Raw genomic sequence first — 22,358 nt, 5'->3', positions numbered from 1 at the left:
CAAAATTTTAGACTGCAAAAGTAAACACAAAATTCAAATTAATGTAGTAAAGTGATCACTAGATGCTCATTAATTTGAAATAATTTGTTAATTCTTGAATTTAACAACTCGAATTTCTTTAGATTTGAATCACTAAAAATAAATTTTAATTTATATGAATAAACTTTTTGTAACTGGTCTGTTGGTTTTTAGCGCTTTGAATGTCATAGGTCAAGCCAAAAATCAAATAAAATTTACGGCAAAAATAGCGAACAGAAATAGCGATACTTTGGTGATTAAAGGAAGGGATAATTTTAAGCAAGTGATTCCCATTAATAAAAAGGAGCTTTTTGTAGCCAATTTTGATGCTCCAAAAGGATTTTATATGTTTTCTGATGGTACGGAATCTTCTAATTTATACCTAAAACCAAATTCGGATATAAATTTAACGATGAATGCCAAAGAATTTGATGAGACTATTGTCTATAAGGGTAAGGAAGTAAATGAAAGTAATTTTCTGGCTCAACAAGCTTTAAAAGATGAAAAGTTTCAGGAAGAGGCTTTTGTTAAAGAGGCTTTGGAGTTCGCTTCATTATTAGAAGCAAAGAAAAATGCGGATATAGCGAATTTAGAGAAAGGCGATTTTGATCCGGAGTTTAAAACAGCGATGAAAAATAGCTTTGAAAGCTTTAATCAATATGCGGTACAGCAATATGAGAGGGCGTCAAAAGCAAATAGATTGAAAGGAAAACCTTCTCCGGGGTTTGATTATGAAAATCATAAAGGTGGAAAAACAAAGCTTTCTGATCTAAAAGGAAAGTATGTTTATATTGATCTTTGGGCAACCTGGTGTGCACCATGCAGAGCTGAAATTCCGTATTTGCAAAAAATCGAGGAAAAGTATCATGGAAAAAATATTGAGTTCGTTAGTATTTCAATTGATAAAGTGAAGGATAATGAAAAATGGAAAAAGTTTGTCACAGATAAAAACTTAGGTGGTGTACAATTGTTTGCTGATAAAGATTGGGAATCTGAATTTGTAACCAATTACGGCGTAACGGGAATTCCAAGATTTATTATAGTAGATCCAAATGGAAATGTTTTGAGTTCAGATGCAGACAGACCTTCGTCTCCGGAACTTCAGAAGCAATTGGATGCATTATTGAAGTAATTTATTTATAAAACTCAAAACGACATAGTACTTTTTGCTTTTTAGAGAATACCAGTAAAACCAAGGCGTAAGCGTTGGTTTTTTTATATCCGGCTGATTTCCAATGTTAAGTTTTTATTCAATGTTATCAAATTGTTAAGTTAAAGTTTTTTTAATGTAAACAAATAAGTATATTTGATATAAGATTTGATAACATTAATACCTAAAGATATGAAAAAGTGTGTGATTTTAGTTGCAATATTGTTCTCTGGAATTCTGGTTGCACAAGAAGTAAATCCGGAATTAGAAGCTGTTGGAAACAAAGTAAAAGCTACTTATTATTATGAAAATGGTAATGTGCAACAACAAGGCTTTTTTAAAGACGGAAAATTAGATGGTGTTTGGGTATCCTATGATGAGAGAGGAAATAAAGTTGCCGCAGGCGAATACGCAGACGGATTGAAAACAGGTAAATGGGTTTTCTTTAATGAAAAAAATCTTTGTGAGGTTGCTTATGAAAACAGCAAAATTACTTCAGTTAAAAATTTACAGAAAAATGCATTAGCCAATAGAAATTAAGACATTTCAAATAAAACCTAAGAACCGCTTTAATTGGCGGTTTTTTTGTGTCAAGATATGGGTGTTGTGGAGAAATATAAATATTTTGTATTAGCTAATCATTTTAACCTCAAAGAAGGCAAGTTTTTTTAGTTATAAATTTATATAAACGCAAAGTTCGCAAAGCTATAATCGATAAAGCTTTGCGAACTTTGCGTTTGTGATCATAATAAGATAAAAACTTGCGTTCTTTGCGGTTAAAATTTTTTATGCCTTGATTTTTTAGAGGATTTATTTCTTCTTCCATACCAAATAACAAAACCGGTTACGGGTAAAGCAGCGGCAATCAGACTCACAATAAATGCAATAATTTTCCCCGGCAGATCTAAAATTTGTCCAGTATGTATTCCGTAATTCATTTCGACAACCTGTAGGCCTAAACTCTTTTTATCAAAAGTCTGACTTTGAATTAATTCTCCGTGGTAGGGGTGAAAATAATAATTGCTTTGATGATCGTATCTTAAAGTATGCGGATAGGCTCCTGTATTTATTACATCGCCCTTCTTTTGTGGTATCATTACATAAAACATTTCAGCTTCGGGATTTTTTTTCATGGTGTGATAAAGTGCCCGGTCTATCGCTGCAGAAGTGTTGTATTTAAACTTGGTTGTGTCTATTATGGGTACTTTAGTTTCTAGGGTTTTATCGCCACCAAAATTGAATGTTTTATAAATTCCGTTTCCCACCCATTCGTAGGTAAAGGTTAATCCGGTAATGGCAATAATAGCAACAAGGATTGAAATGTAAAATCCAGAGGTATTGTGCCAGTCGTAGTTTACACGTCTCCATTTTGCAGACCATTTTACGGAGAGGCTTCTCTTGAGATCTTTGTTTTTCTTTGGCCACCATTGAATAATTCCTGAAATCAGTAATAAAATAAAAATGATGGTTGCGCCTCCAATAATGTGTTTGCCTATATCATCCGGTAAAAGCAAATAAAGATGTATGTATTCTACAATGATGAAGAAATCTGTTTTCGGATTTTCGGTTTTTAGATATTTTCCTGTGTACGGATTAAAGTAGAGATAGCGGTTTTCTGTGCCGGAATAAGTATAAACAATTGCAGATCTGTTTTTTCCATAAAAAGAAACCATCGATTGTTTGTAATCCGGGAGAATTTTTTTTGCCTTTTCCTGTAAAACTGATGGGAACATGAAAGGCTTGTTTTGAGGTTCTACCAATCGCCATTCTTTTCGGGTGATGTCTTTTATTTCGTCATGAAAACAAAAGATGCAACCGGTGATACTTATAATAAAAACAATAAGCCCGGAAATTAATCCGAGCCATTTATGTAGAAAACGTACTTGTTTTTTTAACCCCATGTTTTGAATAAAGCGTAAAAGTAGATGCTTAATCCATAGAGGGCAAATTATTTAAGCTAATTTTTAGGAAACTGCTTTTTTTGATTTCAAGGTAAATGAAATATACAGTGTTATTGATGCCAAAATAATCCAGAAAACATCTATAAAGAAAACCTGAATGTGATTTTGTATAAACGAAGTCCAAAACCAATTTCCGGATACGATTCCGTTTGTAACTGGAATCAGAAATCCTAAAATACTTCCTGAAATCAGGCAGAACCTGTTGGTAAAAGCATCGTTCTTTTTAAGAATAAAGAAAACAGTAAGAATTAACCATGCTCCAAAATATATCAGGTAAAGATTATTCTGAGCCAAAGGATAAAATATTTTAGTGATTATAAATGCAAGTGCTGTAGTAGGATACATACTCAGGCAGATGGATAAATAAATTCGAACAACTGCAGCATTAAAACGTCTTTTCTTTTCCGGTAAATTATTTTTTTGTCTTGCCACTAACCAGATCATTACGCCTGAAATGATCACAAAACAAGTAATGATTCCTAAAACGAAACTCACAATTTTTAGGGCATAACCTCCATAATCGCCAAAATGTATTCGGTATAAAACATTCTTTACAACATCCAGGTAATTGTTTTGTGTCACAGGGTTTTTCTTTGCGATTTCTTTTCCATCAGCAACTCGGTAAACTACTTTTCCTATTCCTGTGAATTTTTTGTGAGCTAACATTTCTCCTTCGACCAAAACATGCATGTTTGTATCGCCATAATTTTGAATAAAAACACGGGTAATTTCAAAATCTTTCCAATTGCTTTTTGTTTTTGCAACTAACTGATCGATATTAAATGGAGTGGATAATTTTTTATTATCAAATTTATAATCAGGATCATTGTATTCTAATTCTTTGTATAATTTGCTCTGGTCACCTTTGTATAATGCCATTACAGCAGGTGCAACAATCAAAAGTTTGATCATAAAAAAGGCACCGGTTACCGCATATACAAACTGAAATGGAAGACCAATAAGTCCTAAAGCTGTATGAGCATCTGTCCACAACGTTTTTAATTTTTCTTTTGGGCGGAAAATATAAAAGTTAGAAACAATTTTTTTCCAATGTAGCAGGACTCCTGTTACAATAGCAAAGAGAAAGAATAATGCAGTAAATCCGGAAAGATAATATCCTACTGGATAAGGAATTTGTGCAAAGAAATGTAAGCGGTATAAAAATTCGCCTAATGAATATGATTGTTCGTAAGTAAAAGTCTTGAAGGTTTGAGTATCCAGATAAAAAAACGATCCTTCTTTTTGTTTGGCAGGAGCCAAAGTGTCTCTTGTGCCTTCCATGTAAACGGCAACTCTTCTTTCGTTACTGGGTTTAGAAATGGTAATATTCCTTCCATGCAGCACATATTCCTTGTCTAGCTTTTTTAAAGCTTTATTATAGTCTAGCTGAATTTCTTTAGTAATGGCAGTAGATTCATTTCTTTCCCAGTTGTTAATGTCGTCTCTGAAAAAAGAAAAAGAACCTGCGAAAAAAATCACAAAAAGTACTACGCTGATCACAATTCCGCTAACGGTATGGGTATGAAAGTAGATATTATAATTACGGTTATTCATAAGTTATTTTGCTATCGGATTGCAGGTCTGGCCCAAATAAATAAAAAGAGAAAAAACTAAAGTAAGGAGTATGTAGATGCCCCAAATCTTCCATCCGTTTTTTGCTAAAAAAGCAACTATCATTAGTGCTACCCAAAGGATGAATCCGCTAAATGCCATTGTCATGAGAACATTCGCACGGTTAAACCAGGATGCCAAAGCCAAATGAAAGCTGACTGAAACAAAATAGCCGCCAAGTATAGCAGCTGTGATTTTGGCAAATCGTTGCCATTTAGATTGTGTTAGGTATTTAGGATTTGCCGGCATATTTTGGTTAGAAATAGGTTAGTTGTAATAAAGTTCTAATAAAGAGACAATTACAAAAAGTGCAATAATAGCGATGGGACTAATTTTTTTTAATGGGGCTAAAATGACAATTAAGCTCCCAATGGTCATTAACTGAATAAAAAACATTAGTGTTCCGCAACATACAGATTGTGTAACAAGCCACAGAGAATAGGCTAGAAGAAGAAGACCTAAACCAATATACTTAGTTGGTTTGGGATTGACTTTCATCCATTTTTCAAAACCTAAATCATAAGATAAAGTGGCTCTTTTTGAGGTATAATAAAGGGTGTAAAAAGCTAAAAAAACGATAAGAGTTGCTATTGTTATCATAATTTATAGAATTTAAAAAACACCTTTCTGATTGAATAGAAAGGTGTTCTTATTATTTTTTATTAGAATCTGTAAGTGAAACTTGCCGCAAAACTTCTTGGGTCTTTAGGGTGAACCGTAGACCATCCGTCGTAAATCTCTTCGTTTGTAATGTTGTTCAATTTAAGATTGATTGAAAACTTTTCTACGCTATAAAATAAGGATGAATTCAACGCTACATATTCAGGAATAGTAAATGTTCCGGCAACAGCCCTGTTCATGATTCTGTTATCGCCAACATAATTTCCTCCAAAACCTACACCAAAACCTCTTAATGTACCTTGAGTAAATTTATAACTAGCCCAAAGGTTTGCCAGGTTTCGAGGTCCTGAACTTTCTGGTCTGCGGTTTACAAAATCAGGATCTCCTGCAGTTAATACTGCATCATTGTAGCTGTACCCAAGCGTAATATTTAAACCAGCAACCGGATTAGCAACAATTTCGGCTTCAAAACCTTTGTTGTGTTGTCCTCCATTTTGGTAAGATGTCTGATTGTTTGGTTGCGGAACCGTTGGGTTGGCAGGATCTACATAAGGAGTTTCGATAACATAAACCTGATCCGAAACTTTGATGTCGTAATAGCTAAAAGTAGCATAAACTTTGTCTTTGTATACATTTAATTTTGTACCCACTTCAAACTGATTAGCGTGCTCAGGATCAAAAGATTGAGGCGTAACAACATTAGCGTTACGGTTTTGACCCGGTGCAATGTTTGCGAAACCGTTCATGTAGTTGGCAAAAATAGAAACTTTATCTATAATAGGTTGGTAAACTAATCCAAATTTTGGAGAGAAAGCCGTTTGATTGTAATTATCGGCATCCGTAGAAGTGTCGCCGTCGTTGATGAAACGATCTGCACGCAAACTCACCATTGCAGATAAAGCAGGTGTAAAGTTGATCACATTCGAGAAATAAGCACTAAAAACTTGTTGTTTTGTTTCGTTGTTATTTCTAGGACTGTCACCTACAATAGCATCAGACGCTGCTTTTGTCAGCACTCCTGTATCGCCATTTGACGGGCCATAAATTGCATTAAAAGCGGCTAAATCATCACCAATGTATACGGCTCCATTTCCGAAGTAGTTTGAGCTATGATCTGTTGTTGTTCTGTTGAAATAATCAAAACCAACAACCAGTCTGTTTCTTAAGCTTCCTATTTTAAAATCTCCGGTAAAGTTTTGCTGAACATCAATTGTTGTATTTTTATTATCCTGATAATTAAAGAATCTATTCAGTACTATTCCTTCTTTAATTTCTGTGTATGCTGTTCCTTCATATAAATAAGCATAGTTACCTGTTGATCTTGCTGAACTTGAAGAGAAAACGGTTTGCGATTTCCACTGATCAGAAAGTTTATAGATCATTTGTGCCTGTAAATTGTAAGAAGGGGTTTTTATCGTAAGTTCGTTACTGGTGTAAGAGCGATTGTTGTCATACTTTAATTCATTAATATTATGAACTCTTAAAGGGCTACTTCTGTCTAAAAACAACATTGTAGGATTTGTTGTTTCGTTGCTCATGAATTCAGTATTTACCAGGAATGATAGTCTGTCGTTTACTTCATAAGATAAAGACGGAGCAATAAAAAAGGATTCTCTAAAACCAGCATCCTGAAAACTATCTTGTTTGTTATACGCTGAATTAACTCTGAAGTTTAGCGTTTTTTTGTCATTTAGCGAAGTGTTGATATCTGCTGTTACGCGATTTAAACCATAACTTCCACCCGTATAATTCACTTCGGCACCAAATCCTTTATATGGTCTTTTTGTAGTAGTGTTGATTAATCCTCCATAAGAGATTAAACTGCTTCCAAATAAAGTTCCTGATGGGCCTTTTATGATTTCAATTCGGTCAACATTTGCAGGATCTAAACTTCCGTTTGTTAAACCTGGCAAACCATTCACCATGGTTGGCTGAACAGCAAATCCTCTAAGAGAATAATATCCTGCACCATCTCCACCACGACCTGTAGCAGCCCAAAGTTGTGTAATTCCAGAGGCATTTTTTAAAGCGTCATCAAAATTAGTTACTACTTGCTCTTTTAATACTTCTCCTGTGATAGTAGTATAAACCTGTGGGTTTTCAAGATTTTTGAGAGGTAATCTAGATACTTGTTGATTTTCTTTGCGGGCAAAGTGATTTTTTCTTCCGTTTACAACAATTTCTGTTAATTCTTCTGAGTTTGAATTAAGGTTTAAATTTATAGTTAATTCTTCCCCTTCTTTAATCGTAATCTTCTTTTCTGTAGCAGAATATCCAACAGCAGAAATTTTTAGAGTATAACTTCCGGGCTTTACATTTTTTAATTTGTAATTACCTTCTTCATCTGTACTTGTTCCGAATCTTGTTCCTTTTAATGCAATAGAAATTCCTTCTGGAGATTCGTGATCGCTTAATGATATCTTACCTTTAATGGTTGCTTTTTCTTGTGCTGAAACACTTGTTAAGGCAAGTAGAAAAAAACAAAAACTCAAAAAAGAGATTATAAATTTATTGTTCATTTTATTTAGAATTGATTTTAATAGCGCAAATTTAAGGGTTGAGTATCAACTATACAAGCTATTCTTATTTATTCTAAATAAAATATTTTTTAAAAGGTAAAATTCACATTTCTTTAAAAAATTAACATCTTAAGCAAATCTTAAGTAAATTATATATAAAAAAGCCTGTTCAAATTAATGAACAGGCTTTTTAGTATTGTTGAAAATTATTACAATTACAATTCTAAAGCACGTTTAGCATCGCCATTCATTAATAATTCTACCGGATTTTCTAAAGCTTCCTTTACAGCAACTAAGAACCCAACAGACTCACGTCCGTCGATAATTCTGTGGTCATAAGAAAGTGCTACGTACATCATTGGGTGAATCTCCACTTTACCATTTACAGCAATTGGGCGCTCAATAATATTGTGCATTCCTAAAATTCCTGATTGAGGAGGGTTAATGATTGGAGTACTCAACATACTTCCAAAAACACCACCATTAGTAATTGTGAAAGTTCCTCCAGTCATATCATCAACGGTGATTTGACCGTCACGAGCTCTAAGTGCTAATCTTTTGATTTCAGCTTCAATTCCGCGGAAAGTTAATAATTCAGCATTACGAACAACAGGAACCATTAGACCTTTTGGTCCGGAAACCGCGATTGAGATATCAGCAAAATCGTAAGCAATTTTATAATCACCATCCATCATTGAGTTAACATCTGGATATAATTGTAAAGCTCTTGTAACTGCTTTTGTAAAGAATGACATGAAACCTAATCCTAAACCACCATGTTTTGCTTTGAAAGCATCTTTGTATTCGTTACGAATTTGGTTAATAGGAGTCATGTTAACTTCGTTGAAAGTAGTTAACATTGCAGTTTCGTTTTTAGCAGCAACTAATCTCTCTGCTACTTTACGACGTAACATTGATAATTTTGTGCGCTCAGATCCACGGCTTCCACCAGTTGGAGTTCCCATAGAAGGTACTGCATTTACAGCATCATCTTTAGTGATTCTTCCGCCTTTACCAGTTCCTGAAACAGTTGCTGGTGCTATGTTTTTTTCGTCTAATATTTTTCTTGCTGCCGGAGATGGAGTTCCTGCTGCATAACTTGTAGCTGCCGGAGCTTGTACTGGTGCAGCTTTTGGAGCTTCAGCTTTTACTTCAGCCTTTGGAGCTTCTGCTTTAGGTGCTTCAGCCGCTGGTGCAGCCGGAGCATCACCTGATGGTTTTACACCATCTGTATCAATTAAACAAACTACAGCTCCTACAGCAACTGCATCACCTTCTTCAGCTTTTAGCGTAATAATTCCGCTCATTTCAGCAGGTAATTCAAGAGTTGCTTTGTCTGAATCAACTTCAGCAATAGCTTGATCTTTTTCTACATAATCTCCGTCTTTTACTAACCAAGTTGCAATTTCAACTTCTTTTATTGATTCCCCTGGTGATGGGACTTTCATTTCTAAAATCATCTTATTTTTTGTTTAAGGTTTTTATGGTTTAAAGTTTCTTGTTTGAATTTGAAACTTTAAACTTGAAACATTTTCTTTTTATCTGAATAAATTTTTATCGAAAACCATTCTAATTGCATCTGCATGACGACGTTTTGCACGTGTGTAACTTCCTGATGCTGGTGCAGCATAAGCTTTTAATGAGGCTAATCTCCATTTTACAAGATCAAAGTTCATTAACATAAAGCTATAAGCTCCCATGTTTTTAGGTTCTTCTTGTGCCCAAACATAATCATCTGCATTAGGGTATTGTGCGATAATTGCTTTTAATTGCTCAACTGGTAAAGGGAATAATTGCTCGATACGAACAACTGCAACGTCATTTCTTCCGTTATTTTCTCTTTCAGCAACGATATCATAGTAGAATTTACCCGTAACAAAAACCAATGTTTTTACTGCTTTTTTATCTACTGCATTATCATCAATTGTTTCCTGGAAACTTCCTGTTGCTAATTCTTCTACTGTAGATACGCATCTTGGATCACGTAATAAACTTTTTGGAGAAAATACGACTAAAGGTTTACGGAAATTGGTTTTCATTTGTCTTCTCAACAAGTGGAAGAAGTTTGCTGGAGTTGTACAATCTGCAACGTACATGTTTTGTCTTGCGCAAAGTTGTAAATAACGCTCCATTCTTGCAGAAGAGTGTTCTGCACCTTGTCCTTCATATCCGTGAGGCAATAATAAAACGATACCATTCTGGTTGTTCCATTTGTCTTCACCACATGAAATATATTGGTCAATCATGATTTGTGCTCCATTAGAGAAATCTCCAAATTGTGCTTCCCAAATCGTCAATGCGTTTGGATTTGCTAATGCATATCCGTAATCAAAACCAAGAACTCCGTACTCAGATAAAAGAGAGTTGAATACTCCAAATTTCCCTTTTTTGTTCTCGATACTATTCAATAAGATTACTTCTTCTTCAGAATCTTCAACTTTTACAACAGCGTGACGGTGAGAGAAGGTACCACGTTCTACGTCCTGACCAGAAATACGAACATCAAATCCTTCTGTTAAAAGTGAACCGTAAGCTAATGCTTCTGCAGTTCCCCAGTCGATAGTGTTGTTGTCGTATCCGGTTTTTCTGTCTGTAACAATTTTAGTTATTTTGTTGATGAATTTCTTCTCTGCCGGTAACGTTGAAATTGTACTGATAATAGAATCCAATCCTTTTTTGTCAAAAGAAGTGTTTACTTTTTCAAGCATTTGCGTATCAGTTACCTGAACAAATCCGTCCCATTCGTTTTTCATGAATGGAGTTATAATAGTTAAATCTTTTTTACGGGAAGCTTCTAAATTCTCCTCCATTAAAGATTTATATTCTTTTTCTAAAGCATTTACATAAGAAGCATCGATTACGCCATCAGATAATAATTTTTCTGCATAAATATCTCTTGGATTTTTATGTTTTGCAATGATTTTATATAAAACCGGTTGAGTAAAACGAGGTTCATCACCTTCGTTATGACCGTATTTTCTATATCCTAAAAGATCGATAAATACGTCACGTCCAAATTGCATTCTGTAATCTAATGCAAAAGATACTGCGTGTACAACAGCTTCAGCATCATCAGCATTTACGTGCAATACTGGAGATAAAGTTACTTTAGCAACGTCTGTACAATAAGTAGACGAACGAGCATCTAAATAGTTAGTAGTAAAACCAACCTGGTTGTTGATTACAATATGGATTGTTCCTCCAGTTTTGTAACCGTCAAGTTGTGCCATTTGAATGATTTCGTACAAGATTCCCTGACCTGCGATTGCAGCATCTCCGTGAACGGCGATAGGTAATACTTTAGAAAAATCATCAGCATAATATTTATCTTGCTTTGCTCTTGTGATTCCTTCAATTACAGCTCCTACCGTTTCTAAGTGAGAAGGGTTTGGTGCTAAATTGATATTGATATTTTTTCCGGTTCTTGTTTTTTTGTCAGCAGTAAGACCTAAGTGGTATTTTACATCACCATCAAAGTATTCCTGATCGTAATCTTTACCGTCGAACTCACCAAAGATATCCTGAGTCGATTTTCCGAAGATGTTAGCCAAAACGTTTAGACGACCACGGTGAGCCATTCCCATTACGAATTGTTCAACTCCTTTTTCAGCAGCTTGTTCGATCAAAGCATCCAAAGCAGGAATAATAGATTCCCCACCTTCTAATGAAAATCTTTTTTGACCAACATATTTAGTGTGCAGGAAGTTCTCGAAAGAAACTGCCTGATTTAATTTATTTAAGATGGTTTTCTTTTCTTCAGAAGAAAAATTAGGCTGATTTACATTTACAGCTAATTTATCCTGAATCCATTTTACAACGCCAGGATTTCTGATATACATATATTCAATACCAATATGCTGGCAGTAAATAGATTTAAGACGTGTTACAATGTCTTGCAATGTAGATGGCCCTACACCAATAGTTTGAGCAGCATCAAAAACGGTAGAAAGATCAGCAGTTGTTAATCCGAAATTTTCGATATCTAAAGTAGGAGAAGACGTTCTACGGTCACGAACAGGGTTTGTTTTTGTAAACAAATGTCCACGAGTACGGTAGGCATCGATTAACTTTAGTACATTGAATTCTTTTTGTAGTTTGTCAGAAACAAGACTGTAATCTGTGCTTGGGCTAGTCACATACTCAACAATTTGTTGAACTGGATTTTCGTCATTATAAGTCGTTTGTCCAAAGTCGAAACCTTGAAAAAAACTTCTCCAGCTTGGCTCAACGCTATCTGGATTAACTAAATACTGATCATATAATTGTGCGAAAAACTCTGTATGCGCTGCATTTAAAAATGAAAACCTATCCATAATATGAGTGAATATACTTTTTGTTAAATAGAATGGCAAAAGTACAACAATGCATTTATTTAAATCTTTTTTTTTGTTTACTTTTACGTAAAAATTTGTTAAAAAGAGACTCAACTATGAATTATAATCAAGTTTCAAACGTTTTCAAACCGCTTTTTGTGATTTTGGCAGTCTTGTTTTCAAGTTTTGCTATTTCGCAACAAAAGTATGTTATAGACAACAGTAATCATTTTTGGGATAAAGTGCAATTTGGTGGCGGACTTGGTGTAGGAATTGGTTCCGGTTACACCGATATTTCTGTAATGCCAAGTGCGATTTATAATGTAAACGAAATTGTGGCAGTTGGTGTTGGTCTGCAATTTGGTTATTTGTCCTCTAAAAGTTATTACAATTCTTTTGTTTATGGAGGAAGTCTGGTGGGACTTGTAAACCCGATTCCGGAAATCCAATTGTCTGCAGAGTTAGAACAGGTACGCGTCAATACAGATTATAACTCGACTCCTTACAGACCTTCATATTCAGATAATTATTGGAATACCGCCTTGTATCTAGGAGCGGGTTACAGAACCGGAAATGTCACTATTGGAGCAAAATATGATGTCTTGTATAATGCACAAACAAGTCTTTACGGATCTGGGTTTATGCCTTTTGTGAGAGTTTATTTTTAAAAGGTTCAAAGTTACAGAGTGACAAAGGTTCAAGGGTTTTGAAATTAAGCTTGACTGCAAAAAATAGAAGCCTCTGTTGTTTTGCTTCGAACTTCTAAATTCTTCTTGTAATAATTACGAGGCTGAACCGTTGTTTCGAACGCATTGTGTTTCGATTTATCAGCAAAATTTCACATAGTAAAAAGCACTACAAAAAATAAAACTTAAAGAATGGGAGAATATCCAAAAGAGATAGATTTATTTCAAAAAACAATAGGAAGTTTAAAAGGAATAGAAAATGTTAGCAGTGGTATTGATAATTTAGAAGGGATAAAAGGTTCTGATTTGGGTGATGTATCACTTTCCCATCTGCCGCTTGCCACTTTATTAAGAACAGATGGAGGGTTAAAAGATGAAGTAATGTTGCAATTCGAATTTACAATAGATAAGTCTTCTGAAAGTTTAATTTCATTAGAATTTCTGTCCTGGTTTATTCGTGATCAGGCAAGAGGTGGTGAAATGCTTCAATTAAGATCGTTTGCACTTCCGCCAAAAGTACTTGATCATTTTCAGATAGGTGAAACATTAAAATTTCATATTGACTATTTTATTGAAAATGCCCCCGAATCTTTGCAGCCAATTTTAGATAAAATTTTAAACTTAAATAAGTCTTTGGAACTGTTTGTTAAGCTATATGAAATACCAACAAAGAATTTAAAATAAAACTTAGAACCTTAGCAACTCAGTATCTCAGCACCTTTTACTTAGAATAATGCTTCCTAAACCAAACTTTCTGCCATTCTCTTTTTAAAATTAAAAAAGAAACCTGTTCAGCAAGAACCACTAAATCAGAACCGTCTAGTTTTTTGATTTCACTTTCAGACACATCAATAATGTAAAGCAGATTGAGATATTCAGCAAATTTGTACTGAATCATTCTGTAGATTTTTTCGTGAAGCTGAATTTTTAATTCTTCGGGAGAAACACTTAACGGAAAATCAATTCCTTCATTGGCTAGATTAAAGTCTTTATTGATTTGCTCAATCAAACTTAAATATAGATTTCCACTTTCGGCATCAGCCAATAAAATATCGGTATTTTCAGGAATCGGAAACATTGATGCTTTTTAAGATTGGGACAAAGTTAAAACTAAAAAATCATTTAACTGTCGATTCACGCTCAATGATTCTGGTAGGAAGTTCAATAATTTGATGCGTTACCGGTCGGTGTTCTTTTATGTCGACAATTTCGTCAATTAAAAGCGAAACGGCCTGATGTCCCATTTCGAATCCGGGCTGATCTATTGTGGTTAATTTTGGAGAAATTACCGTACTCATAAACCAATTGCTAAAACCAAAAACGGCCACTTGTTCAGGGGTTTTTATTCCGGCTTCATTAAAGTATTTGATAATCCCTATGGCGACTAAATCTGTAATCGCAAAAATGGCATCGATATCCGGATTTTCGGTCATGATTTTTTGGGCGTTTTCGTAACCGTCTTCAAAATCAGTATTGTTATCGCAAACGTAAACCAATTTCGAATCGTACTCAATTCCGTGTGCTTCAAGCGCTCTTTTATATCCTAAAAAGCGATCGATAGAATTTTGCGGAACATAGGAACCTCTAAAATGTGCAATTCTTTTGTATCCTTTATTTATAAGGTACGAAACCGCATCAAAAGCCGCTTTTGCATCATTAATAACAACTTTGGAGCAGTCGACCCTTTTGGCAATTTTGTCAAATAAAACGACAGGAGTATTTTTTCGGATGGCTTCATTAATATGAGTAAAATCGTCTGTCTCGTTTGAGAGTGACATTAAAACGCCATCCACTCGCTTTTGAATTAATAAAGCAAGTTGCTTTTTCTCGAGTTCGTACTTTTCGTTAGATTGTAATATAATGACCAGATAACCTCTTTTTTCAGCTTCTTCGAGAATACCATTGAGTACACTCGAAAAAAAATGATGCACAGTAGCCGGAATAATAACGCCAATGGTTTTGGTTTCATTGGTTCGAAGATTTACCGCTACAGAATTGGGCATGTAATTCATTGTTTCGGCCATTTCGATAACTCTGGCGCGCGTAGACTTACTAATATCCGTATATCCTTTTAACGCTTTTGAAACCGTTGTAACTGAAATTCCTAATGCCGAGGCTATATCTATTAATTTTGTGTCATTCATGAAATAAAAGTACTAAAAATAAACTGTATTGATAAAATTTAAAGTTCCGAAAACGTTTTAGGTCTTTTCGAAAACGTTTTCGATTTTTAATTCGTAAATTCCTTTATGATTTGTAGTTAAGTTTGACAGTGATAACCACAATTACTAACTAACCAAACAAAAAAATGAAAAAGCTACACCAGTATTTAGGTACATTATTGTTAATGTTTTGCCTATTTTTTTTACCAAATAAAGGGTTTGCCCAAAATACCAATACAGTTTCCGGAAAAGTGCTTGACGATAGCGGAGTAACCGTTCCCGGAGCAAATGTATCAATTAAAGAAACGGGTAAAAGTACCGTTACCAATGAAAATGGAGAATATTCGTTCTCGAATATCGAAGCCGGAACATATACCGTTATTGCAACAAATGTGGGATATAAAACTTTCGAAAAAAAAATTGCCATAAAAGAAGGAGAATCTTTAGAGGTAAATTTACTTCTTGAAGGAGAATCACAAAGCTTAAAAGAAGTTGTGGTGACAGGATCGTCAACGCCAAGATCTAAACTAGAATCCAGTGTTGCCATTACGACAATGGGAGCAAAAGCGATTGAAGACAGAGCACCGTCAAGTACAGCAGCATTGCTTCAAACCATTCCCGGATTTGTAGTTGAAGCATCGGGAGGGGAAATTGGAAACAACCTGTTCGCAAGAGGAATCCCGTCTGCGGGAGCTTATGAATATGTACAAATTCAGGAAGACGGATTACCGGTTTTTGAAGATGGAGCTTTGCAATTTGCCAATGCCGATACTTTTTACAGACTTGACGAAACGGTAAGTAAAATGGAAGCTGTTCGTGGAGGTTCTGCCTCTATTTTTGCCAACAATGCACCGGGTGGAATCATCAATTTTATTTCGAAAACAGGTCAGAATGAATTTATGGGAAGAGCAAAATTCACGACTTCAGATTACGGAATGTTCAGAACAGATCTTAATTTATCAGGCGCTCTGATTAAAGATAAATTATTTTTTAATGTTGGAGGTTTTTACAGAGCTGATAATGGAGTTAGAAATACAGGTTTTACAGCCAATAAAGGAGGACAAATAAAAGGAAATATCACGTATAAATTTGATGATGACGATTATTTGAGGGTAAACTTCAAACACCTTGACGACCGAAATGCATTCTATTTGCCAATTCCGCTAAAAAGCAATAACGGAAAAGTAGAAGGAATCCCTGGATTTAACCCAAATTACGGAACATTAACGTCGGTAAACTTAAGTCACTTAAACGTACCTCAATATGGTGGCGGAACTTTTAGTGCTGATTTAGAAGATGGTTCCCATCCAATTATCAACTCAATTGGAGCTGAATTCAAAAAGAAAATTTCTGAAAAAGTAACATTCAAAAATGCTTTTAAAAACACAAATATCAATTTGAATTACAATGCCATTTTTCCAAATGGCGGTCCGTGGACACAAGATGCTTACGCGACAAGCGTTCAAAATACAACAGCAAGTAATCTAACCTATTCTTATGTAGATAACGGACAAAAATTAGATCCAAATGCATTAATCATGAGAGCAGATCTTTGGCATATCGAGAAAAAGATGAACAATTTTGCGAATAATTTCTCTTTCAATTTTGATTTAGATCCGGTAAAATTAACGGCTGGTTACTATTATTCGAACTGGAAATCGAATCAATACTGGAACTGGAATTCTTATTTAGTAGGTGTTTCAGACAACCCGAGATTATTAAATGTAAAAGACAATACAACCGGAGTTGATCATACCTGGAATGGTGTAGAAAGAATTACCTGGCTAGAAAGAGATGCTCAAACCAAAGGAGTTTTGAATGATATTTATGCTGATGCCGAAATTAAAGCGACAGATAATTTGACTTTTAACGCAGGTTTACGATACAACAAAGACAAATATTCCGGTTACAGAGACAACGCAAGATTTTTTGCTGAGAATTTAGGAATTTTAGACAACAATACCGCTGATGATGCTGTAACCACAGTAAAAGGAAATCCATATACCTATTGGAGATATGATGTAAGCGAATGGTCGTATACTGCGGCGGCAAATTATAAGTTTAATGATAAAATGGCATCTTATGCCCGCTACAGCCACGGTTTTAGATCTCCAATCGAAGAATCTTTTTATGACAATGCTGCTGATTTAAGCAAGCTTCAAAATACCGAAGTAAACCAGATTGAATTAGGGTATAAATATGCAAGTTCATTTTTCTCTGTAAATGCGAATTTATTTCACATGGGATTAAAAAATGTTGCCTTTACCGATATTTTATCTGACGGAAGTTCTGAAAACAAATTTGCTGACGTAAATAATATTGGTCTTGAAGTAGAAACTAATGCAAGATATAGTATTGTAAAACTGAATTTTACATTTACCGTTCAAAAACCGGAGTACGATAATTTTACAGGAACAAATGCTGATGGCTCGACTTTTAATTTTAACGGAAATACGGCAAGGAGAATTCCTAAATTTTTCTGTAACCTAAGACCGGAAGTAGATATTACAAAAGATCTTACGGCGTATGTTCAGTTTTCTTATTATGATAAAAAATTCACGAATCAGGATAACAAACAAGTTTTACCGGCTTATAAAGAAGTAGGAGCAGGTTTGAATTACAGGTATAATAATCTTCGTTTTGCAGTGGATGCTTCGAACTTATTCAACGAAATAGGTTTGACCGAAGGAGATCCAAGACAAACAACATCTGCGGCAAGTGATGTGTTTATGGCAAGACCTATTTTAGGGCGTGCGTTCAGATTTTCGGTAGCGATTAATTTCTAAATTTATACATACGGTATTGTAGAGGCGCACAGCAGTGCGTCTCCGCACCGTAAACGCAAACAAATCACAATCAAAAAAAATGAAAAACATAGGAATCAAAATCTCTCTTTACCTCAATTATTTTGTCTTTGCTATTTTATTAAATAGTGTGGGCATTGTGATTTTAAAATCGCAAAAAAATTACGGAGTAGATGAAGTTCAGGCCAGTATTCTTGAAGCTTTCAAAGACATGCCAATTGCTATTGTATCCTTTTTTATAGCCTCTTTTTTACCAAGAATAGGCTATAGAAAATCGATGTTAATAGGTTTGGCTTTAGTTACTCTGGCTTGCATTTCTATGTATTTTGGAAACTCGTTCGACAATGCTAAAATTCTTTTTGCAACCGTGGGTGTTTCATTTGCCCTGATAAAAGTTTCTGTTTATTCCTTGATTGGAACTGTGACCGAAACCAAAAAAGAGCACAACGCTTTAATGAGCAGTATTGAAGGTTTTTTTATGGTGGGGATAGCGTTGGCTTATTTTCTATTTCCCGCTTTTAATCACGAAGAAGATCCTGATTCATGGTTGAATGTATATTGGTTTTTGGCTGCATTATCGTTCCTGTCCTTTTTGTTTTTATTTTTTGTAAAATTCAAAGAACCGGAAGTTTCAGCAGGAGCAAATCTTAAAGATGACTTTTTGCAAATGTTCAAATTAATGGCAAAATTGCTTACTGTTATTTTTGTTATAAGTGTTTTTTTGTTTGTCATGATCGAACAGGGGATCCTTTCGTGGCTGCCTACATTCAATACAAAAGTGCTTCATTTGCCGGAGAATATTAGCATAATGATGGCGAGTATTTTAGCGATTTCATTAGCAATTGGTCGAATGATTGCGGGTATTGTAACCAAAAAAGTTAACTGGATTTGGGTTTTAACGGTGTGCATTTTTTCGGCGATGCTGATCGTGATTTTCGTACTTCCTAAAACAGTTGGTTTAGAAGTTAAAAGCATTAATACACTTTCAGATATACCCTTAATTGGTTTCGCATTTCCTTTAATAGGATTATTTATTGCGCCCATTTATCCCTTACTAAATTCTATTGTGCTAAGTGCTTTACCAAAGAATTTGCAAAGCTCAATGACTGGATTAATTGTAATATTTTCTGCTCTTGGCGGAACATTAGGTTCCAGAATAACAGGTTGGTTGTTTAAAAATGAAGGACCGGAAAAAGCCTTTTACTTTACTTTAATTCCAATGTCTTTATTATTAATATCCTTTTTTATTCTCAAAAAAATAACTGCAAAAGATGAAATTTAAAATCCATATAATTCAAACCATCGAAAAATTATTGGCTCAGGAAGATACTGACGGCGATAAAAAAATAACCATTGATGATAATGGTCCAAAAAAGTTTTTGTTAAATGACGAAAAGGGAAATTCTGCTTTGATCGAAGGAACTTATCAGCTTTCGAATTTATTGCAGGAATTGGCTTTGGCCAAAAAAAACAATACTGAATTTGCCGAAATCAATCTGGATGAAATCACCGAAGATCCAGTAAAAAGAATCTCGGGAAAAATAAAAAACCTGTATTGGAAGGGTCTTACCCGAACAATTGATGCTGATGGCGTAAAGAAAATCCTGGAAGATAATAAGATCGAAAATGAGCTGGCTTATTTGTATGTGCCTTTTGGCGACGAAATTGTTTTTGATTATTTTAAAAAACTAGAAGCAGTAACACCAAAATTAAAAGTGGTGCAAATGCCAAAAAACATTACGCCGGAATATGTTTTGTCTCTCAATAAAAAGCCGGGAATCTTAGCTTTGGCACTTCAAATAAAAAACAATGAAATCTCAGGAGTTCCGTTTGTAGTTCCGGGCGGAAGATTCAATGAAATGTACGGTTGGGACAGTTATTTTATTGCCAAAGGACTTTTGATCGATGATAAAATTGAGCTTGCTTTAGGCATTGCAGAGAATTTTAAATATCAGATTGATCATTACGGAAAAATTTTAAATGCCAACCGCAGTTATTATTTAACCCGTACACAGCCGCCACTTTATACCTCATTGATTAGAGATGTTTTAGAAAAGTCGAATCCTGATATTTTCTGGATCGAAAGACACCTGAAAACCGCCATAAAAGAATATAAAACCGTTTGGATGGAAGAAGGAAAGCGACTTACAGCAAATGGACTGAATCGTTATAAAGCTGAGGGAATCGGGCTTCCGTTTGAAGTAGAAGAAGGTCATTTTGATGATATTCTGGAACAATATGCACCAAAGTATAATTTGTCTACACGTGAATTTGAGAAAAAGTATCTTGAGAGAGCAGTTGTGGATGAAGAACTTGATAAGTACTTTATTCATGATCGCAGCATGCGTGAAAGTGGCCATGATACCACGAATAGATTAGTGGGTATTTGCGCCAATTTAAATACTGTTGCCATTAATAGTTTACTTTATAAATACGAAACTGATATTGCTTTTTTGATTAAAAAGTATTTTAAAAACGAATTTCAATATTTTGAGGATAAATCTTTTTCCAGTGAATATTGGCTGTCGATAGCGAGTTCACGAGAGGAAAAAATAAATGAATTATTGTGGAATCCTGAAAAAGGAATTTATTTCGACTATGATTTTGTAAATGAAGAGCAACATTTCTTTGAAGCAGCTCCAACATTTTATCCGCTTTGGGCAAAAATAAGTACGCCAGAACAAGCAGAAATTTTGGTAAAAAAGACATTGCCGAGGTTTAAAATGAAAGGAGGAATTGCAGGAAGCACCAAAGAATCGATTGCCGGTGTAGGCGAAAATGCACCAATACGTCAATGGGATTATCCGTTTGGCTGGGCACCGCATCAAATGCTTTTGTGGGAAGGTCTGCTTAATTATAATTTTAACGAAGAAGCACAGGAAATGGTGTATCGCTGGCTTTGGCTGATTACCAGAAATGCGGTTGATTATAACGGAACCATTCCGGAGAAGTTTGATTTATCGATAAGTTCACACAAAATCCTGGCAGAATACGGGAACGTAGGAACCGAATTTGATTATATAACGGAAGAAGGTTTTGGATGGATGAATGCTTCTTATCAATACGGATTGACAATTTTAGAAGATGATTTGAAGCAAAAATTATCAGATTTGGTCGATCCTGAGGAGCTTTTTAGTTAAGTAAGCCTTCGACTCCGCTCACGGTCACACTTAGTTTCATGATTATTATTGTCAGGCGGAGTCGAAGTCTTATTTAGTTTTCAAAAATGACAAACCCGACAGGTTTTTAAACCTGTCGGGCTTAATATGCACAAAAAAAAGCCACAGATTAAAGGATTTCAAGGATTAAATCAGTGGAAATCTTTTAATCTGTGGCTTAAATTTTATTTGTATTTAAGTTCTGTGCCAAACCTAACAGGTTTTTAAAACCTGTTAGGTTTCTTATCAGGCACTATACTTTTCTTCCCATTAAGTTCTCCCCAAACGTTCTAAGAATATTTTTCTTTTCAGCATTAATATCCATTTTTTCTAAGGTTTCAAAAGCTTTAAAAGTATACATTTCGATTGCGTCTTGCGTTGCTTTTGACGCGCCTGATTCATTAAAAATGGTTTTGGCGATTTCTATTTTTTCAGTATTATCATCTAATTGTAAACTGAACAATTTTTCTAATGCTGAGGCTTTTTCAGTTGATGAAAATTCGCGTGCCTTTAGGTATAAATAGGTTTTTTTATTGACCATAATATCACCGCCAACTTGTTTTCCAAAGGTTTCCGGATCTCCAAAAGCATCCAGGTAATCATCCTGAAGCTGGAAAGCCAATCCTAAATTCAAACCGAAATCATAAATTAAATTAGCTTCTTTTTCGGATGTTTTCGCTACAATTGCTCCCATTTTCATGGCTGCAGCAACTAAAACGGCTGTTTTATATTCGATCATTTTTAGATATTCGGGAATGGTAACATCGTTTCTTTTTTCGAAATCAACATCCCATTGTTGTCCTTCGCAAACTTCAAGAGCTGTTTTGCTAAACAACTTTGCTAAATCTCTGAAAACGGCTGGATCGTATTGTTCAAAATACTGATATGCCAAAATAAGCATGGTGTCTCCGGAAAGTATTCCGGTATTCAGATCCCATTTTTCATGTACGGTTGCTTGTCCTCTTCGCAAAGGTGCAGCATCCATAATATCATCGTGAACAAGGGAGAAATTATGAAAGACTTCGACAGCCATTGCTGCAGGAAGTGCTATTTTATAAGGGGTTTCAAAAACTTCTGAAGCCATTAAAGTAAGTACCGGACGCATACGCTTTCCGCCAAGACCTAAGATATATTCAATAGGTTCATAAAGGTTTTTCGGCTCTTTGCTAATGGCTTGGGTTTCTAAATAATTGATAAAAAAATCCTGGTATTGGCTGATATCGTGCATAAAATATAATCTGAATTGCGAGCCTCAAAGATACGATTCATTATGAATTATTTCTTTCTTAAAATTTTAAATGATAGTTTCCATCAAAAAAGCACACTGAATCGGTTAATTATTAAGATGTTAAAAT

General features: G+C 34.8%; 17 protein-coding genes. 7 read left to right on the top strand and 10 right to left on the bottom strand.

Annotation, left to right across the window (positions count from 1 at the left end):
- Nucleotides 1–154 precede the first annotated feature (154 nt).
- Nucleotides 155–1,150 (top strand): TlpA family protein disulfide reductase, encoded by a 996-nt coding sequence (locus ACQY44_RS11685; protein WP_428230529.1) that lies wholly within the window; start codon nt 155–157, stop codon nt 1,148–1,150.
- A gap of 210 nt (nt 1,151–1,360) precedes the next feature.
- Complete coding sequence (locus tag ACQY44_RS11680; RefSeq protein WP_428230528.1) at nt 1,361–1,708, top strand: toxin-antitoxin system YwqK family antitoxin; 348 nt, start codon at nt 1,361–1,363, stop codon at nt 1,706–1,708.
- A 236-nt stretch (nt 1,709–1,944) separates the two neighbouring features.
- Here the strand turns inward: ACQY44_RS11680 and ACQY44_RS11675 are convergent, their stop codons facing one another.
- The 7 genes from ACQY44_RS11675 to ACQY44_RS11645 all read right to left on the bottom strand — a co-directional run bounded on the left by ACQY44_RS11675 (nt 1,945) and on the right by ACQY44_RS11645 (nt 12,193).
- Entirely contained in the window at nt 1,945–3,069 is a 1,125-nt protein-coding gene (locus ACQY44_RS11675) for a PepSY-associated TM helix domain-containing protein (RefSeq protein ID WP_428230527.1), read from the bottom strand.
- Between the two features lie 63 nt (nt 3,070–3,132).
- Nucleotides 3,133–4,683 (bottom strand): PepSY-associated TM helix domain-containing protein, encoded by a 1,551-nt coding sequence (locus tag ACQY44_RS11670; protein ID WP_428230526.1) that lies wholly within the window; start codon nt 4,681–4,683, stop codon nt 3,133–3,135.
- 3 nt (nt 4,684–4,686) lie between these two features.
- The gene (locus ACQY44_RS11665; RefSeq protein ID WP_428230525.1) at nt 4,687–4,989 is read right to left on the bottom strand and encodes a hypothetical protein; all 303 of its coding nucleotides are present in this window, start codon (nt 4,987–4,989) and stop codon (nt 4,687–4,689) included.
- 18 nt (nt 4,990–5,007) lie between these two features.
- Complete coding sequence (locus ACQY44_RS11660) at nt 5,008–5,340, bottom strand: hypothetical protein (protein ID WP_428230524.1); 333 nt, start codon at nt 5,338–5,340, stop codon at nt 5,008–5,010.
- 62 nt (nt 5,341–5,402) lie between these two features.
- Complete coding sequence (locus tag ACQY44_RS11655; protein WP_428230523.1) at nt 5,403–7,880, bottom strand: TonB-dependent siderophore receptor; 2,478 nt, start codon at nt 7,878–7,880, stop codon at nt 5,403–5,405.
- A gap of 215 nt (nt 7,881–8,095) precedes the next feature.
- The gene (odhB, locus tag ACQY44_RS11650; RefSeq protein ID WP_428230522.1) at nt 8,096–9,340 is read right to left on the bottom strand and encodes a 2-oxoglutarate dehydrogenase complex dihydrolipoyllysine-residue succinyltransferase; all 1,245 of its coding nucleotides are present in this window, start codon (nt 9,338–9,340) and stop codon (nt 8,096–8,098) included.
- A gap of 78 nt (nt 9,341–9,418) precedes the next feature.
- Nucleotides 9,419–12,193, bottom strand: a complete 2,775-nt coding sequence (locus tag ACQY44_RS11645) for a 2-oxoglutarate dehydrogenase E1 component (protein ID WP_428230521.1) — start codon at nt 12,191–12,193, stop codon at nt 9,419–9,421.
- A 116-nt stretch (nt 12,194–12,309) separates the two neighbouring features.
- Here ACQY44_RS11645 and ACQY44_RS11640 point away from each other — a divergent pair, with 116 nt between their 5' ends.
- Both ACQY44_RS11640 and ACQY44_RS11635 read left to right on the top strand, forming a co-directional pair.
- A complete protein-coding gene (locus tag ACQY44_RS11640) occupies nt 12,310–12,861 on the top strand; it encodes a hypothetical protein (protein WP_428230520.1) in 552 nt (183 codons plus the stop codon).
- 210 nt (nt 12,862–13,071) lie between these two features.
- Entirely contained in the window at nt 13,072–13,563 is a 492-nt protein-coding gene (locus tag ACQY44_RS11635; protein WP_428230519.1) for a hypothetical protein, read from the top strand.
- Nucleotides 13,564–13,600: 37 nt separating this feature from the next.
- Here the strand turns inward: ACQY44_RS11635 and ACQY44_RS11630 are convergent, their stop codons facing one another.
- Both ACQY44_RS11630 and ACQY44_RS11625 read right to left on the bottom strand, forming a co-directional pair.
- Nucleotides 13,601–13,957: a hypothetical protein gene (locus ACQY44_RS11630; protein ID WP_428230518.1), complete on the bottom strand. Its 357-nt coding sequence runs from the start codon at nt 13,955–13,957 to the stop codon at nt 13,601–13,603.
- 40 nt (nt 13,958–13,997) lie between these two features.
- Nucleotides 13,998–15,023: a LacI family DNA-binding transcriptional regulator gene (locus ACQY44_RS11625; protein WP_173969944.1), complete on the bottom strand. Its 1,026-nt coding sequence runs from the start codon at nt 15,021–15,023 to the stop codon at nt 13,998–14,000.
- A gap of 164 nt (nt 15,024–15,187) precedes the next feature.
- On the opposite strand from ACQY44_RS11625, the gene ACQY44_RS11620 reads away from it, so the two are divergent.
- From ACQY44_RS11620 to ACQY44_RS11610, 3 genes are all read left to right on the top strand, one after another.
- On the top strand, nt 15,188–17,827 hold the full coding sequence (locus tag ACQY44_RS11620; RefSeq protein WP_428230517.1) for a TonB-dependent receptor: 2,640 nt from the start codon (nt 15,188–15,190) through the stop codon (nt 17,825–17,827).
- A gap of 79 nt (nt 17,828–17,906) precedes the next feature.
- Nucleotides 17,907–19,127 (top strand): MFS transporter, encoded by a 1,221-nt coding sequence (locus ACQY44_RS11615; protein ID WP_428230516.1) that lies wholly within the window; start codon nt 17,907–17,909, stop codon nt 19,125–19,127.
- The gene (locus tag ACQY44_RS11610; protein ID WP_428230515.1) at nt 19,117–20,985 is read left to right on the top strand and encodes a trehalase family glycosidase; all 1,869 of its coding nucleotides are present in this window, start codon (nt 19,117–19,119) and stop codon (nt 20,983–20,985) included. The genes ACQY44_RS11615 and ACQY44_RS11610 overlap by 11 nt, the downstream gene beginning before the upstream one ends.
- A gap of 271 nt (nt 20,986–21,256) precedes the next feature.
- Here ACQY44_RS11610 and ACQY44_RS11605 read toward each other — a convergent pair whose 3' ends face one another.
- Nucleotides 21,257–22,231, bottom strand: a complete 975-nt coding sequence (locus ACQY44_RS11605; protein WP_428230514.1) for a polyprenyl synthetase family protein — start codon at nt 22,229–22,231, stop codon at nt 21,257–21,259.
- Nucleotides 22,232–22,358 lie beyond the last annotated feature (127 nt).

The sequence above is a fragment of the Flavobacterium sp. genome (genome assembly GCF_965277525.1).
Lineage (GTDB): Bacteria > Bacteroidota > Bacteroidia > Flavobacteriales > Flavobacteriaceae > Flavobacterium.
Note: the sequence above shows the minus strand (reverse complement) of the source record. Positions and strands in the feature narration are given on the sequence as shown.

What these genes read in the sequence shown, in the direction of transcription:
- ACQY44_RS11620 (WP_428230517.1), top strand. Translation starts at nt 15,188, where the DNA reads ATGAAAAAGCTACACCAGTATTTAGGTACATTATTGTTAATGTTTTGC.
- ACQY44_RS11675 (WP_428230527.1), bottom strand. Translation starts at nt 3,069, where the DNA reads ATGGGGTTAAAAAAACAAGTACGTTTTCTACATAAATGGCTCGGATTA.
- odhB (WP_428230522.1), bottom strand. Translation starts at nt 9,340, where the DNA reads ATGATTTTAGAAATGAAAGTCCCATCACCAGGGGAATCAATAAAAGAA.
- ACQY44_RS11615 (WP_428230516.1), top strand. Translation starts at nt 17,907, where the DNA reads ATGAAAAACATAGGAATCAAAATCTCTCTTTACCTCAATTATTTTGTC.
- ACQY44_RS11685 (WP_428230529.1), top strand. Translation starts at nt 155, where the DNA reads ATGAATAAACTTTTTGTAACTGGTCTGTTGGTTTTTAGCGCTTTGAAT.
- ACQY44_RS11665 (WP_428230525.1), bottom strand. Translation starts at nt 4,989, where the DNA reads ATGCCGGCAAATCCTAAATACCTAACACAATCTAAATGGCAACGATTT.
- ACQY44_RS11660 (WP_428230524.1), bottom strand. Translation starts at nt 5,340, where the DNA reads ATGATAACAATAGCAACTCTTATCGTTTTTTTAGCTTTTTACACCCTT.
- ACQY44_RS11670 (WP_428230526.1), bottom strand. Translation starts at nt 4,683, where the DNA reads ATGAATAACCGTAATTATAATATCTACTTTCATACCCATACCGTTAGC.
- ACQY44_RS11640 (WP_428230520.1), top strand. Translation starts at nt 12,310, where the DNA reads ATGAATTATAATCAAGTTTCAAACGTTTTCAAACCGCTTTTTGTGATT.
- ACQY44_RS11655 (WP_428230523.1), bottom strand. Translation starts at nt 7,880, where the DNA reads ATGAACAATAAATTTATAATCTCTTTTTTGAGTTTTTGTTTTTTTCTA.
- ACQY44_RS11680 (WP_428230528.1), top strand. Translation starts at nt 1,361, where the DNA reads ATGAAAAAGTGTGTGATTTTAGTTGCAATATTGTTCTCTGGAATTCTG.
- ACQY44_RS11635 (WP_428230519.1), top strand. Translation starts at nt 13,072, where the DNA reads ATGGGAGAATATCCAAAAGAGATAGATTTATTTCAAAAAACAATAGGA.
- ACQY44_RS11645 (WP_428230521.1), bottom strand. Translation starts at nt 12,193, where the DNA reads ATGGATAGGTTTTCATTTTTAAATGCAGCGCATACAGAGTTTTTCGCA.
- ACQY44_RS11630 (WP_428230518.1), bottom strand. Translation starts at nt 13,957, where the DNA reads ATGTTTCCGATTCCTGAAAATACCGATATTTTATTGGCTGATGCCGAA.
- ACQY44_RS11610 (WP_428230515.1), top strand. Translation starts at nt 19,117, where the DNA reads ATGAAATTTAAAATCCATATAATTCAAACCATCGAAAAATTATTGGCT.
- ACQY44_RS11625 (WP_173969944.1), bottom strand. Translation starts at nt 15,023, where the DNA reads ATGAATGACACAAAATTAATAGATATAGCCTCGGCATTAGGAATTTCA.
- ACQY44_RS11605 (WP_428230514.1), bottom strand. Translation starts at nt 22,231, where the DNA reads ATGCACGATATCAGCCAATACCAGGATTTTTTTATCAATTATTTAGAA.